14 protein-coding genes are annotated in these 14,826 nt (G+C 51.2%); 12 read left to right on the forward strand and 2 right to left on the reverse strand.

The genetic code is table 11. The features are described from left to right. Positions 1 to 11 precede the first annotated feature (11 nt). The 12 genes from yfmF (at position 12) to QMF38_RS00600 (ending at position 12,737) form a co-directional block, all read left to right on the forward strand. Positions 12 to 1,295, forward strand: a complete 1,284-nt coding sequence (gene yfmF, locus QMF38_RS00545; RefSeq protein WP_052012341.1) for an EF-P 5-aminopentanol modification-associated protein YfmF — start codon at positions 12 to 14, stop codon at positions 1,293 to 1,295. Further along, positions 1,295 to 2,581, forward strand: a complete 1,287-nt coding sequence (yfmH, locus tag QMF38_RS00550; protein WP_281758254.1) for an EF-P 5-aminopentanol modification-associated protein YfmH — start codon at positions 1,295 to 1,297, stop codon at positions 2,579 to 2,581. Before yfmF ends, yfmH begins: the two co-directional genes overlap by 1 nt. Before the next feature lie 45 nt (positions 2,582 to 2,626). Continuing rightward, entirely contained in the window at positions 2,627 to 3,571 is a 945-nt protein-coding gene (locus QMF38_RS00555) for an MBL fold metallo-hydrolase (protein WP_058094121.1), read from the forward strand. 107 nt (positions 3,572 to 3,678) lie between these two features. Then, positions 3,679 to 4,752 carry a threonine synthase gene (gene thrC, locus QMF38_RS00560; RefSeq protein ID WP_058094120.1) on the forward strand — a complete coding sequence of 358 codons (1,074 nt, stop codon included), beginning with the start codon at positions 3,679 to 3,681 and terminating at the stop codon, positions 4,750 to 4,752. After that, positions 4,749 to 5,732 carry a homoserine kinase gene (thrB, locus tag QMF38_RS00565; RefSeq protein WP_058094119.1) on the forward strand — a complete coding sequence of 328 codons (984 nt, stop codon included), beginning with the start codon at positions 4,749 to 4,751 and terminating at the stop codon, positions 5,730 to 5,732. Before thrC ends, thrB begins: the two co-directional genes overlap by 4 nt. 2 nt (positions 5,733 to 5,734) lie before the next feature. Then, complete coding sequence (locus QMF38_RS00570) at positions 5,735 to 6,160, forward strand: hotdog fold thioesterase (RefSeq protein WP_058094118.1); 426 nt, start codon at positions 5,735 to 5,737, stop codon at positions 6,158 to 6,160. A gap of 30 nt (positions 6,161 to 6,190) precedes the next feature. Next, positions 6,191 to 7,009 (forward strand): SDR family NAD(P)-dependent oxidoreductase, encoded by an 819-nt coding sequence (locus tag QMF38_RS00575; protein ID WP_232302159.1) that lies wholly within the window; start codon positions 6,191 to 6,193, stop codon positions 7,007 to 7,009. A gap of 213 nt (positions 7,010 to 7,222) precedes the next feature. After that, the gene (locus tag QMF38_RS00580; RefSeq protein ID WP_058094117.1) at positions 7,223 to 8,569 is read left to right on the forward strand and encodes an ABC transporter substrate-binding protein; all 1,347 of its coding nucleotides are present in this window, start codon (positions 7,223 to 7,225) and stop codon (positions 8,567 to 8,569) included. A 64-nt stretch (positions 8,570 to 8,633) separates the two neighbouring features. Continuing rightward, a complete protein-coding gene (locus tag QMF38_RS00585; RefSeq protein ID WP_083495998.1) occupies positions 8,634 to 9,566 on the forward strand; it encodes a carbohydrate ABC transporter permease in 933 nt (310 codons plus the stop codon). A 6-nt stretch (positions 9,567 to 9,572) separates the two neighbouring features. Further along, positions 9,573 to 10,427 carry a carbohydrate ABC transporter permease gene (locus QMF38_RS00590; protein WP_058094116.1) on the forward strand — a complete coding sequence of 285 codons (855 nt, stop codon included), beginning with the start codon at positions 9,573 to 9,575 and terminating at the stop codon, positions 10,425 to 10,427. A gap of 61 nt (positions 10,428 to 10,488) precedes the next feature. Further along, the gene (locus tag QMF38_RS00595) at positions 10,489 to 11,637 is read left to right on the forward strand and encodes a Gfo/Idh/MocA family protein (protein ID WP_281758257.1); all 1,149 of its coding nucleotides are present in this window, start codon (positions 10,489 to 10,491) and stop codon (positions 11,635 to 11,637) included. 11 nt (positions 11,638 to 11,648) lie between these two features. Then, a complete protein-coding gene (locus QMF38_RS00600) occupies positions 11,649 to 12,737 on the forward strand; it encodes a Gfo/Idh/MocA family protein (protein WP_058094115.1) in 1,089 nt (362 codons plus the stop codon). 3 nt (positions 12,738 to 12,740) lie between these two features. Here the strand turns inward: QMF38_RS00600 and QMF38_RS00605 are convergent, their stop codons facing one another. Further along, positions 12,741 to 13,490, reverse strand: coding sequence for a type 1 glutamine amidotransferase (locus QMF38_RS00605; protein WP_058094114.1), 750 nt, complete (start codon positions 13,488 to 13,490; stop codon positions 12,741 to 12,743). Then, the gene (locus tag QMF38_RS00610; RefSeq protein WP_058094113.1) at positions 13,450 to 14,820 is read right to left on the reverse strand and encodes a Mur ligase family protein; all 1,371 of its coding nucleotides are present in this window, start codon (positions 14,818 to 14,820) and stop codon (positions 13,450 to 13,452) included. Before QMF38_RS00610 ends, QMF38_RS00605 begins: the two co-directional genes overlap by 41 nt. Between the last annotated feature and the right edge of the window lie 6 nt (positions 14,821 to 14,826).

The following is a 14,826-nucleotide window of genomic DNA, read 5'->3' on the forward strand; positions in this document are numbered from 1 at the left end:
GGAGTGATTGTGTGGAGTCGTTTCAAACGCTATCCGCTGGGCGTTGCCACGTACACATACTGCCTCATGCCGGATTTCGTACCAAAGAAGTAAGCATACGTCTACATGTTCGCATGGATAGACAGCACGTGACCCCTTATGCTTTATTGCCACATATGTGGATGAATGGCACCGATAAGTTGCCTTCGACCCGCAGCTTGACGACTGCATGCGATAATCTTTACGGAGCCAGCGTACGAACCTCGCTAGGCAAACGTGGAGGTTATCATATCCTTGAGGTTAGTGCAAGTATTCCGGACGTTTCGTTTGTCGCGGAAGACTCGTTGGTCGAACGAGCGCTCGACCTGCTTTGCGATGTGCTCTTTGATCACACTGAGGGACATGGCTGCTTTGATGATGCTCTCGTACGTCGGGAACTCGACTTGCACCGTCGGCGAATCGAGGCGGCGCGCGATGAAAAAATGAGCTTCGCCTTGCAACGATGCTTTGCCATCGCCTGTGAAGGTACACCGGCGGCATTGCCGCGCCTCGGCTTTGTGGAGGATTTACCAAAACTAAACGCCAGTCAATTGTTCAGAGCCTATGAAGAACTCTTACAAAATGCCGAAGCGCATGCTTATATTGTGGGTCCGTTCGACGACCTTCAGTCGGTTGGAGCGGCACTGTTACAACGGTTGACCGAAAAGATGATAGGTGGATCGGCAGTTCCTGTCGAACGGGAAGTGCTTCCACGACCGGAGAGCCGTTCTGTTCGCGAGGTCACCGAGTATGATGACATCCATCAAAGTCAACTCGATCTCGCATATATAACCGGTGTTGGCTACGCAGACCCAGAGTATCCAGCGCTATTGATGATGAATGGTGTGTTCGGCGGTTTTGCACACTCCAAACTGTTCATTCATGTTCGCGAGCGTCATTCTTTAGCCTACACTGTCTGGTCGCACGTAGATCAGGCAACAGGAATGCTCGCCGTGATGACAGGCATTAGCCCAGAAAAGCGTGAACAGGCGTTGACCATCATCGAACAACAGCTGAACGATCTGCGCGACGGGAAAATTGCCGACGAGGAGTTGGAATACACATACCGAAGTCTGCGCAATCAATATACCGTCTTGTTGGATCAACCAGCGGCACTTGCGAATTGGCATCATCAGGGGATTATGTGTGGACGCCAGCGTGACATCGATGAGCTTTTGACCGATCTCGAACGCGTCACACGCGATGATATTACAAAAGTAGCACAGGCTATTGAAATGAGTACGTTGTACTTCCTCACGCGAAAGGATGAGGCATGATGAGCAAGCAGGCCGATCTCCTTAAGCTTACGGTTACAGAACACAAGCTCGCCAACGGCCTTGAGGTCTGCCTCATGCCAAAGCCAAACTTTCACCAGACGTTTGCCATGTTTGCGACCAAATACGGCTCCATAGACAATGAGTTTGTCATAGATGGCAAAAGGCGCCGGGTGCCGGACGGTATCGCTCATTTTCTGGAACACAAGATGTTTGAGGACGAGCATGTCGACGTCTTTGCCCAGTTCGCCGCGCATGGCGCCTCCGTCAATGCGTTTACGACGTTTGATGAGACGGCGTATTACTTCTCCTGTACCTCCGACGTCAAGGACAATCTGAACATCCTGCTTGATTTTGTTCAGCGAATTTATCTAACGGACGAGAACGTCGAAAAAGAAAAAGGCATTATCGCGCAGGAAATCCGTATGGGGGATGATAACCCGGATCGGCGTGCGTTTATGGAATTATTGGCCGCCATGTATCAGAAACATCCCGTCAGGATTGACATCGCAGGCAGCGTAGAGTCGATTTATGAAATTACAAAGTCTGATTTGCTCGATTGCTATAGCACGTTTTATCATCCGTCGAACATGGTTCTCGTCGTTGTCGGTGGCTTCGATGCGAAGGAAATGCTGGAGTGGATCGAGCAGAATCAATCGCGGAAGACGTTTGGTAAGGCACCAGTCATCGAACGGGTTTATCCATCGGAGCCGGAAAAGCCAGGGTCGCCTCGACAAGAAGTTCATCTAAGCGTCACGCAGCCCCGTTGCCTGATCGGCTGGAAAGAGCCACATGGGACTTCCAACGGGCGAGATTTGCTGCATCAAGAGATGTTGACGGGTGTGTTGCTCGATGTTTTATTTGGGAAGACGAGTTCCATTTACACAGAGCTACTGGATGCAGGGCTCATCGACAAAGGGTTTTCGTGGGAATATGAACTGACCGAGCATTACGGCTATACGGTGGTGGGAGGGAATTCACCCGATCCGTATGCTTTGGCGGATCGGATCGCTCGCTACGTGGCTGATACCCGCAACAGGGGCATCGACGCGGATGCTTTTGAACGCGCACGCAAAAAGGCGATTGGTCGATTTATTATGAGTCTTGATCAAAACGCGTACTTGGCAAAGACGTACCTCACCTATCGCCTGCGCGGCGCTTCATTTTTAGATACGGTAGACGCATTGACGAGTTTGTCCTTAGCCGACGCCAACCGGCGGCTCGACGAACATTTGCGTGAGGAAAGTCGCGTCGTAAGCCTCATTCTCCCCAACCAGGCGGCGGGTTAAGTCGCCTGGTTGGAGGTGCCGTAGGAGGTCGGAGGAACGGACATCGTGTGGATCATCATCGGGATCGTTTGTTTTATTTTGTTCATAGCATGTGTGTTCTATATACTCTATCGGCGAACGACGTCCTCATGGCCAAAACCAGAAAGACGTCCGGCAGGAAGGCGTCCACAGCCAGAGCATTGGGGAGCAGAAGGGCTGTACGTAACTTGGATTGGCCATTCCACGGTGTTGATGCAAATTGACGGCATCCGCATTTTGACCGATCCGGTGTTTTCCCGACGAGTTGGCGTGCGTATCCTCGGGCTGACCTTCGGTCCGAAACGCCATGTCGATCCGGCTCTTGAGCCGAGCGCCTGTACACCTGTTGACGTGGTGCTACTCTCCCATGCGCATATGGATCATTTGGATCACCCGAGTTTGCGGAAAGTTATATCGCCGAAGACGGTCGTTGTTACGGCCGAGGGGACTGGGTGGTTGGTTCGTCGCCACCATCCGTTGCGCATTCACGAATTGGCTCCATCGGAGTCGGTGACGCTCGAGTGTGGCCTTGAGATCACAGCGCAAGCGGTGAGACACTGGGGAAGTCGTTATCCTTGGAATCAGCACATGGGATATCAAGGCTACGTGATTCGGCGCCATGCGTGGTCGGTATTTTTTGCTGGCGATACGGCGCGCACCGACTTCACGAGTGTTCGCAAGTTCGAACCGCAATTGGCGCTCATTCCAATCGGCGCATATGCGCCGTATCCGTTTGAAAATGCTCATTGTACACCGGAGCAAGCGTGGGACATGTTCGTCGAGACGCAAGCGCAACGGTTGCTGCCGATTCACCATGACACGTTTGTCCTATCGCAGGAGCCGGTGGACGAGCCCATGCGGCGGCTGTTGGCCATCGCATCTTCGCGCGAACAGGTATGGGATGGCCCGCATGGGACGACCTATTATGCACGACGGCCTATCGATATTCAAGAAAATCAAACAATCAATTGACGGGAAGTCTGTTTTCTATGAAAATTCGGTTGAACCGTGCGTAGGACTCAACCAATCACGTCGATGGCTGGAATAGGAATTTGTTTTGCTAAAGGAGAACATTGATCATGGATGGACAAACATATCGCGGGTGGCCAGGGTTACTGGCACAGTATCGGTCGTTTCTACCGGTGACTGAGTCGACGCCGCGTTTAACTTTGCACGAAGGCAATACACCCTTGATTTACGCCGAGGTTTTGAGCGAGCAGCTCGACTGCCATGTCTATTTGAAATTTGAAGGGGCCAACCCAACCGGATCGTTTAAAGATAGGGGAATGGTGATGGCTGTAGCAAAGGCAAAAGAAGCCGGTAAGCAGACGGTGATCTGCGCTAGCACAGGCAATACATCGGCTTCTGCGGCTGCCTATGCTGCTCGCGCAGGCATGCAGGCTGTCATCCTCATTCCACACGGTTATGTGGCGCTCGGCAAATTGGCGCAGGCGGTGCAGTATGGTGCGAGGATTGTGGCGATTCGCGGCAATTTTGATCGCGCTCTCGAAATCGTCCGCGAGGTGGCAGAACCGCTCGGCATGGAAATTGTGAACTCCATCAACCCCTATCGCTTGCTGGGCCAACAAACGGCTGCTTTTGAAATATGCGACGTGCTTGGACGCGCTCCAGATGCGTTGTACATTCCCGTTGGCAATGCGGGCAACATCAGCGCCTACTGGATGGGCTTTGAGGCCTATTACAACGCTGGTCACGTGCAATCGAAGCCGCGCATGTTCGGTTTTGAGGCGGAAGGTGCGGCAGCCATTGTTCGCGGCGAGCCAATTACCAGCCCTGAGACGTTCGCGACGGCCATTCGCATTGGCAATCCAGCCTCCTGGGACAAGGCGGTGCATGCGGCCGACACGTCAGGTGGCGCGATCGACTTTGTCACAGATGACGAAATCGCGAGTGCGTATCGCCTGATCGCGAGGGAAGGCGTCTTCGCTGAGCCGGCGTCGGCCGCCAGTGTCGCTGGACTGATGAAGCGGCATCGGCAAGGTGCACTCACGCCAGGAGAAACCATCGTCTGCGTGCTGACCGGAAATGGCCTTAAAGATCCCGATAGCGCAATCCGCTTGGCCGGTGACACGGCAGAAGTGGTGGATGGCGATCTCCAGTCTGTCATGGCAGCTCTCGGAGGCACACGATGAGCTCGTCATCCATGAGCCTGACGCTATCTGTGCGCGTACCCGCGACCTCGGCAAACCTCGGTCCGGGGTTTGATTGCCTTGGGCTTGCTTTACAGCTGTATAATTCGTTTACGATCGCACTTGACCGTCCCTTTGCCATCCATGTGACCGGAGAGTCTGCCGATTCGCTTCCCAAAACGGCGGACAACGTCGTGATGCGATCCTTGCGTGGCGCCCTGGCGGCTGCCGGTGTCGCGCTTGATGACCTGCCGTCATTTGCACTTCATCTCGATAATCAGATTCCCGTGTCGTCTGGCTTAGGATCAAGCGCGTCGGCCATCGTGGGTGGACTTGTACTAGCCAACGGATTACTTGCTCGGTTTGTGCCGAAGAGCGTTTTGACGCGGGAACGGCTTCTCGAGTTGGCGACGGAAATGGAAGGCCACCCAGATAACGTGGCTCCGGCGCTGTGTGGCGGTGGTGTGCTTGCGTTCCACGATCGCGCTGGGCTACGGACGACGGCGGTGCCGATTCCAGACAATCTACGTTTCGTCGCGGCGACGCCCGACTTTGCACTGAGCACTGAGATGGCAAGGCGCGTCTTGCCAGACGCGTATCGGCGTGCCGACGCGATCGAAAATGTCGCACAGTGTGCGCGGCTCATGCTTGCACTCGCCAAGCCGGATCTCGACTTGTTGCGAGGAGGCATTGTCGATACGTTTCACGAGCCGTACCGCAAACGGCTAGTACCGGGAGCCGACGAAGTCGAACGGGCGGCGGTTGCCGCGGGGGCCTATGCCGTGACACTCAGTGGCGCAGGTCCTACCTTGTTGGCTTGGTGCAAACCTGAAGTCGCAACAGCGGTTGCAGACGAGATGACTTTGGCTTGGCGGAATGTCGGAATACCGTGCCGCGCATTGGTCTTGAAACCCGTGTATGGAGAAACATTGCCGCAGTGGGGTATGGAAGAAAATGATGCAATCCCAGTGAATGAGGTGTAAGTATGGATATACGCGACGCATTGCCAAACACATTAATGGCGCATCTGGGAATGGAGGTTGTGGAGGCATCGCCGGATCGCGTTGTTATGACGATGCCTGTGGACGCACGCACGCATCAGCCGATGGGTCTATTGCACGGCGGTGCCAGTGTAGCACTGGCGGAGTCTGCTGCAAGTCTTGCTGCTGCGTTGAATCTGAACTCCCCAGACAAGGCAGCTGTCGGTATGGAAATCAATGCGAATCATATCCGTTCCGTTCGTGAAGGGACAGTCACGGCAACTGCAACACCTTTGCATCGTGGTGCCACATCGATGGTGTGGGACGTGCGGATCGTCGATGAGCGGAATCGGCTTGTCTGTATTTCTCGCTGCACGGTTGCGGTTGTGCAGAATCGTTTACGACAGGAAGACGGGAAGCCGCAGGAGTAAGTGGCAAGGACTGATTGGGAGGCTTCATTCATGGACGGGCATCTTGCTGGCATCTTACAAGAGGATCAGCGTTTGTTACAGGGAACAGCACAGTTTGCACTCGGTGGCAAGCGCGTAGTTGTAACAGGAGCGAGCCGTGGCATCGGGCGTGCCTTGGCTATCGGTCTTGCGGCTTGCGGCGCCGATGTGGCTTTGGTCGGACGAGATCGACAAGCGTTGGCGGAAGTGCAGGAGGTCATTGCGCGGTTCTCCGATGGGCGTGTGGCGTCCTATGCGTGCGATCTGCGCAACGTGGATAGCATTGGGGCCATGACAGAGGCTGTTCTTGCCGATGGGGCGGTGGATGTGCTAATCAACAACGCTGGTGTCAACATTCGCGAGTCCGCGTTTGACGTGACACCGGAGTCCTGGCAAACCATCATTGACACGGACCTACGAGGTGCATTTTTTACTGCCCAGGCGTTTGGTAAACACATGGTCGAGCGGCGCATCGGAAGTATCGTCAATATCTCCTCGGTTGGGGGACACGTGGCTTTGCGTACCGGTGTCGTATACGCTGCGGCGAAGGCCGGATTGCAGCAAATGACCAAGGTGCTCGCAATGGAATGGGGAAAGTATCAGGTGCGTGTCAATGCCGTCGGTCCTTGGTATTTTCGCACGCCGCTAACCGCCAAGTTGCTCGATCAGCCCGAATACTTGGCTGACATTTTGGCGCGCACGCCCTTAGGCAGGGTCGGAGAACTGCACGAATTGGTCGGCCCTGTCGTGTTCTTTGCATCCGATGCATCGACTTATGTCACAGGGCAGACGTTATTTGTGGACGGTGGCATGACGATTTTCGGATTTTGAACGAAGGACCAAGTTTTTTGTTCAAAAAGCGTCCCTGTCTTCGGCCTTGGGGTAAACCATGGTTTGAAGTGCAGGGTGTTTTTTTGTTTTGAAGGAATGCGGGGCACGTTCATCAAGTAAATGCGCTATTGCAACTTGTATATTTGAATGCTAGTATACAAGATATCTGAGGAAAGCCATTATTGTCTTGCACAGTATGTAGGGGGGATTATTGTGAGAGGGAAAATGAAGGCGTTTACTTTAATTGCAAGCGTGAGCTTGGTCTCCACCGCAGCCTTATCTGGTTGTGGTGTTGCTTCCGCTGCAAAGTCCAATCATGGTTCCCAAGATACGTATGCCTCATCGAAGACTTCGCCATCCGCCGCTTCTGTACAACAGGAGGATATCACCTTTGCATGGTGGACTACTCCACTCAGAACACAACTAACTGAACAAGCCATACAGTTGTTTGAAAAAAAGTATCCCTATATCCATGTGACACTCGAGTACGAACCGTGGAGTAGCTACTGGACAAAACTTGCGACACAGGCCGCAAGTGGAACGTTACCAGACGTCATGCAGATGGACGCGTCGTATTTGAACCAGTATGTATCAAACGGTTCATTGATGAATTTAACAAAGGCAGGGATAGACACTTCCCAATTGTCCACAGAAACCGTAAATATGGGTAAGGTTGGAGGAAAGCTGTACGCAATACCGGTTGGGGTGAACACTTTTTGCGAAATTGTGAATCCGGCGATTTTAAAGAAGGCTGGTATCAGTTTTGATCCAAATAAGAGTTATACGTGGGATCAGTTTGCAAATATTTTGATCGAGGTACACAAGAAATTACCCAATGTATACGGGTCCACGGACGACATTTGGCAAGGTGCTCCGCTGGCCTATTGGGCACGATCCCACGGTCAGTCAATGTACAGTTCAAACGGCAAGTCTATTGGAATGTCTGAGAAAACGCTCGCAGGTTGGTTTGCATATTGGCTTAATCTACAGAACAAAGGTGGGGTTGAACCGGCGCAAGCCAATGCTGCGTGGGACCATACCGATCCAACAGCAAATCCGTTTGTAAAAGGACAGGTTGCCTTCACTTACGCATCCATTGGGCAAGACGGCAACATGGAGCAGTTGTTAGGGAAACCGATTGAACGAGCAATATTCCCTGATTGGAATCAACCCAGTAAGCCAAACATTCTTCATCCTTCGATGTACTGGACAATTTGGTCGAAGACAAAGTATCCGGCTGCAGCTGAAAAATTGGTTAACTTCTTGGAGAACGATCCACAGGTTTCAAAGATTTTCAAGAACGATCGTGGCGTAACGGCAAATCAAAAGAACCGAGCTGCCGATGAAAAGGCGTTCGGAGGGTTGGTTAAGACACAGGACGATTTCATGGATAAGGTTCAAAAGGTCTCAAGTGTTGTGCCGCTTGATCCACCTAACGCTAGTCAACTAGGAAATCTGTTAGAGAACATAGGTCAAGAGGTAACGTTTAAGAAACTTACCCCGGATCAAGCAGCTCAAGAGTTCATCCAACAGGCAAATGCCATACTACAACAGGGCTAAAGGATTTGCTTGTTGGTAGGAAAACGAGGGCGGAGTGAGTTTCCGCCCTTCGGGAGGGAATTGAATGGGATTGTCCGTCGGAGATGCGGTCAGAACGGCCAGAACCTCTGGCCAGAAATTAATTCGACTGGAGAGAAAACATAACGGACCAGCCTACGTTTTTATGACACCTTGGCTTTTAGGCATGATTCTTTTGACCGCAGGTTCGATGCTATTCACGATTTACCTTGCCTTTACGAACTATGATCTTCTGAGCCAACCAAGATGGGGGGGGTTACAAAATTTCAGACAACTTATATCGGATCCTAATTTTTGGACCTCGATACGTGTTACCTTGATTTATGTTCTTGTTTCAGTACCAGTTCGGTTAGTGGCGGCGCTCTTTGTGGCTACACTTGTCAATAAACATGTCCGTGGAATGGGAATTTACCGTGCCCTCATCTACCTGCCGTCTCTAGTTGGGGGAAGTGTAGGTGCATCCATAGGGTGGAGAGTCTTGTTCGATCAAAATGGCCCAATCAATGCTGTGCTTCGTATTTTCGGTATTCAAGGCCCAGTTTGGCTCGGTAACCCTGCGACAGCCTTGATTGTGTTGGTTTTGCTGAGTGCCTGGCAGTTTGGGTCAGAGATGGTGATTTTTTTGGCTGGACTTAAGCAAATACCGACGTATTTGTATGAAGCTGCAACCATTGATGGAGCAACTCTGTGGCAAAGGTATAGGCGAATCACTCTTCCCATGTTATCGCCAATTATATTTTTTAATCTATTAATGGGTACAATTTCGTCTTTTATGGTATTCACTCAAGTATATGTGATTACCGACGGCGGTCCCATGAATTCGACACTGTTTTATGTTTTATATCTATATCAACAAGGATTCCAGTATTTCCACATGGGCTATGCGGCTGCCATGGCGGTAGTTCTGCTGATCATTGTAGCAATATGTACAGGGTTTCTATTCTTGACATCAAAATTCTGGGTTAGCTATGACGTCTAGGGGGAAATGAGAGTGACCAGAACTTGGCGAGCAAGATGGAAAACGTTCATACGCCACGCAGCGCTAATTATCGTTTCTTTTCTTATGATTTACCCAATTCTTTGGATGTTCTTTGCTTCCTTTAAACCTGACGATCAGATATTTTCGACAAGTAGCCTAATTCCCGATAAATGGACTTTTCAGCACTACATTGATGGATTAACCGGCAGGTCAGGCACAAATTTCGGGCCAATGTTCGTGCATTCATTTGAAATCGCGTGTGTTGTCGTTATTGGATCTTTGTTTAGTTCTACCATTACTGGATTCGCGTTTGGGAGACTAGAGTTTACCGCAAGGCGTTTTCTATTCGGCTTTATGCTTGCAACGATGATGCTACCCGCACAAGTTGTGCTCATTCCTCAGTATATCATCTTTCATAAGCTAAATTTAATCAATACATTCGTGCCACTGATGCTTCCTAGTTTTCTGGGGACAACACCGTTTTTTATCTACCTGATGGTGCAGTTCGTCAGGGGAATACCCAAAGACCTGGACGAAGCCGCTGAAATTGATGGGTGTAATCCTTTTAGATTGTTTTTATACGTAATTCTCCCACTTACTCGCCCGGCTTTAATAACAATATCCATATTTTCATTTTATTGGACGTGGAACGACTTTTTTGGTCAAGCAATTTACCTCAATAACCCGAATCTCTTTACAGTACCAATTGGTCTCAATATGTTCATGGACAACATGGGTAACTCGCAATGGGGTGATCTATTTGCTATGTCCATTGTATCGATCATACCGGTAGTCATCATCTTTGTAATTTTTCAGCGGTACCTCGTAGAGGGTATTGCTACACAAGGACTAAAGAATTGAGGTGCCCGTGCTCCATACGTCATCAAGTGGATGTGACTGTTAATACTTGAGGAGGGTGCAAATGAATCGAATTGCAATTGTTGGCGCTGGGGCTATCGCTCCCAAACACGTTGAAGCTTATTTGGAGTTTGCCAATCGATGCAAAATTACTTATGTATGCGACGGTGCTCTGGACAAGGCATCATCGCTAGCAAATCGATTCAAGTTACGTGCAGAAGTGGTTAGAGATTATCATGAGCTTTTAACTAAATCAGACATTGATTTGGTGTCTATATGCACTCCGCCTTCCACACATGCTCAGATCGCAATAGACTTTCTTACACATGGTAAACATGTCCTCGTTGAAAAGCCAATGGCATCTTCTTTAACCGAGTGCGATGCGATGCTCGAAGCAGCGCACAAGAGTGGGAAAATTCTCTCGGTCGTTGCCCAGAACCGATTCCGCACACCCTGGATGAAACTAAAGGCGCTGCTGGACATGAAGGTGGCAGGAGAAATTCTTCACACTCAAATCAATTCGTATTGGTGGCGAGGGCATTGTTATTACGATTTGTCTTGGAGAGGGACATGGGAGAGTGAGGGCGGCGGTTGTACATTAAATCACGCCGTTCATCATATCGATGCATTGCAGTGGATGATGGGTATGCCGTCGGAGGTACATGCGTTAATGAGTAATGTTGCGCACGATAACGCCGAAGTTGAAGACATTTCAATGGCTATACTGAGGTTCCCTTCTGGTGGTGTCGGTCAAATTACCAGCTCTGTCGTCCATCATGGGCAAGAACAGCAACTTATCTTCCAATGTGAACATGCCAGGTTGTCCGCTCCCTGGAGTTTGTACGCTTCTCGATCGATGTTGAATGGTTTTCCTGAACGTGATGTAGAGCGCGAAGAGGCAATTCAACGCCTTTATGACCAACTTCCAGACTTAAGGTATCAGGAACATGTAGGGCAAATTGACGATGTATTGAGAGCCATTGAGTTAGGCACCCCAGTTCTCGTCAACGGCTACGATGGTAGACGTACCTTAGAACTCATAATGGCCATCTACAAGTCTGCGAGTACTGGGCAGACAGTGAAACTGCCGTTAGACGCAGTCGATTCCTTTTATAACAAGGAGTCCCTCTTGCAGGGTGTTCCCCGATTTAACAAAAAAACCACGTTTGTCGAGCGATTTGCCAGCAACGACATTACGACAGGACAATCATGAGGTGATTACGAATGACAAATCGAGCGGATGGAAGTAACTACGCACCAGAGGGGCGTCCAGAACCCGTATGCAAACCAGGAGACTTTCGCATCGCAGCCGTCGGGCTCGATCACGGACATATATTTGGCATGTGTCGAGGCCTCGTTGAGGCCGGCGCAGAGCTTACATGGGTGTATGATCCGGATCCCGCGAAAATGAAAAGCCTTCTCGATGCGTTTCCGGGTTCCCGTCCTGCTTCGTCTGAGGAACAGGTGTTAAACGATCCGAACATCCAGCTCATTGTAAGTTCACGGATTCCAGCGGAACGTGCGGCATTTGGCATTCAGGTCATGCAACATCAAAAAGATTATTTTGTGGATAAGGCTCCGCTCACGACACTTGAGCAACTGGAACAGGTTCGCAAGGCAGTTGAACAAACTGGACAAAAATATGCCGTGTATTACAGTGAACGCCTTCACGTGGAAAGCGCCGTATACGCGGGTAGGTTGATTCAGGCAGGTGAAATTGGCAAGGTAGTTCAAGTGATGGGGATGGGGCCGCATCGATTAAATGCTCCTTCCAGGCCGGAATGGTTCTTTCATCGAAATCTCTATGGAGGTATTCTTTGCGATATTGGCAGCCATCAGCTAGAACAGTTTTTATATTACACTGGCGCGAACGATGCGACGATTACCGCAAGCAGGGTGGCGAATTACGCGCATACAGAGTATCCCGATTTCGAAGACTTTGGAGATGTGAATGTCGTCGGGGATAATGGGGCGTGTGGCTACTTTCGCGTCGACTGGTTCACACCTGATGGCTTAGGAACCTGGGGCGATGGTCGCATGTTTATCCTTGGCACCGATGGCTACATCGAGATGCGCAAGTATACGGATGTTGCCCGTGACCATGAGGGAGATCACGTCTATCTTGTCAATCATAGCGGTGAGTATCACATTGCTACTCACGGCAAAGTGGGCTATCCGTTCTTCGGTGAACTCATCCTTGATTGTCTAAATCGCACAGAGTACGCCATGACACAGGAACATGCACTGAAGGCCGCGGAATTGGCTGTACGGGCACAGGCTTTGGCAACACAAGGGGAGGCCGCACACGCATAATCGTTATCCCAACGCGGCCTCCACCTCCGGCATGCGAAGTTTCACAAATGAACGCCTTGCTTCTTCCTCCATACGGTCATCGAGGGGATCGAGTGTATCGTCAATGCCAGCGTATTGGAGCATGGTCCGTAAAATGGCATCCGCCAGACGCGGGTTCTTGGGCAGCAATGGACCGTGGATATACGTACCCCATACGTTGCGGTAACGGATTCCCTCGAGGCCACTCACGCCGTCGTTGCCGTGGCCGTGAATAACCTTGCCAAGAGGGGAACCTTGGTGAATGGTCCGGCCACCGTGATTTTCAAAGCCCATCACGACGCCTGCTTCCTCCGTGAGGATTGCAACATTGCCGATTAAGCGGGGCTGGCCCGCGCTGTAATTGGTCACCATATCAATCAATTCAAGCCCAGGTATCTTTTCACCACTGGGGACCTGGTAGTAGGCACCCAGCAATTGATACCCTCCACAAATGGCGAGTAAAGGAAGGCCATCCTCGACAGCATGGCGCAACTCTGTACGATGGTTTGCCAAGTAGCCTGCGACCAGCATCTGTTCTCTATCCGATCCGCCCCCGAGCAAAACGAGATCATATGCCCCGAAGCGAGGTGTGTCCGCATGCGTGATTTCATCGACGATCACGTCGTGGCCACGCCACTGCAATCGCTGTGTGAGCGTGAGGATATTACCCCGATCCGCATATAAATTCAACAAATCAGGAAACAGATGTCCGATACGCAAGGGTCTGTGACTCATCGTTTCTCACCTTCTCACTTAACGTGTGCACCGCCGGGTGCAATAACGTATACGTCGATAGGACATAGACAGCCGCCTGTGCCGCAGCTGCCTCCGCAACGGCTTTATCCATGGCATCGTCCATCTGCTCAATCACGCCAATTTTATTTGTGTCAATACCCGCATATTTCAAACGCAGCGCCATGTCGTGTGCTCGCAGACCGCTTGTAATAATTCGCTCCACGTGTTCATCCTCTGCCAGTTGTTCAAAGTCAGCGTCCCACAGCCACGAAACATCGCGCCCGTCAGCGGCGAGATCGTTAATGCCGATGACGACCCATTTGCGCCGCGGATCGCTTGTCACTGTTTCGATCACGCTGTCACAACCTGTTGGGTTCTTGATCAAGTTCAGTGTCACAGGTGCACCTACGTCAAATGACTGCATGCGTCCGGCTGGAGGCGAGTACGATGCAAGACCCGCATGAATCGGATCGGCCCAAAGCCCGAGAACGCGGGCCGCGCTTGCCGCCGCAAGCACGTTATATGCATTGTACAGGCCCTGAACAGGCAACGTCAGTTCGAGTTCAGGCACAAGATCTTCCGCAAGTGTCAGGGTATGTCCTCGGTACGTCCCCAAAAACTCAGGATGTGGTCGAACAAAATCGCAGGCAGGACACCGGTACAGACCGAGTTGGCCATACCAGAATCCTTCATAGCTCAGCTCATGCCCACACTGCAAGCAAAATTGACCGTCGCGCATCTGTTTACGCGCCGATACCTTCGCAGTTGCGCGATCCATGCCATAATAGAACGTTTTGCGGCTGGCACGCAGGCCAAGGTGACGGCAAAGCGGATCATCCCCGTTGAGAACGAGGCATGCTTGAGTCTTGCGAATGGCGGAAAACAGTTTTTCGACAGTCGTATCAAGCTCACCGTACCGATCGAGCTGGTCACGGAACACGTTGGTGACGACGATCACGACGATTGGCAAGCTATCCGCAATCAACGGAAATGTGGCTTCATCCACTTCCAGGACGGCTGTTTTGGCGCGTATACGCCCTGTCCACGACGATTCGCGTAAACACGCGCTCACAATGCCCTGGATGAGGTTGGCTCCCTTGTGATTGGTGATAATGTTCTCTTGTTGGCTGATCATGGCCGCAAGTAGCGATGTGGTTGTCGTCTTCCCGTTTGTTCCGGTCACGATGATGACTCGCTCTAACTGGCGTCCAAAACGCCGCAATAGGTTGGGGGAGAAGCGCAACGCAATTTTTCCCGGGAAACTGGTGGCGTCATGACCACGTAGGCGCAAAAGCCAAGCGACCAGCTTGCCTACCCAGATGGCGAGCATGAGGCG

This window comes from Alicyclobacillus hesperidum subsp. aegles (assembly GCF_027923525.1).
GTDB classification, from domain to species: domain Bacteria; phylum Bacillota; class Bacilli; order Alicyclobacillales; family Alicyclobacillaceae; genus Alicyclobacillus; species Alicyclobacillus aegles.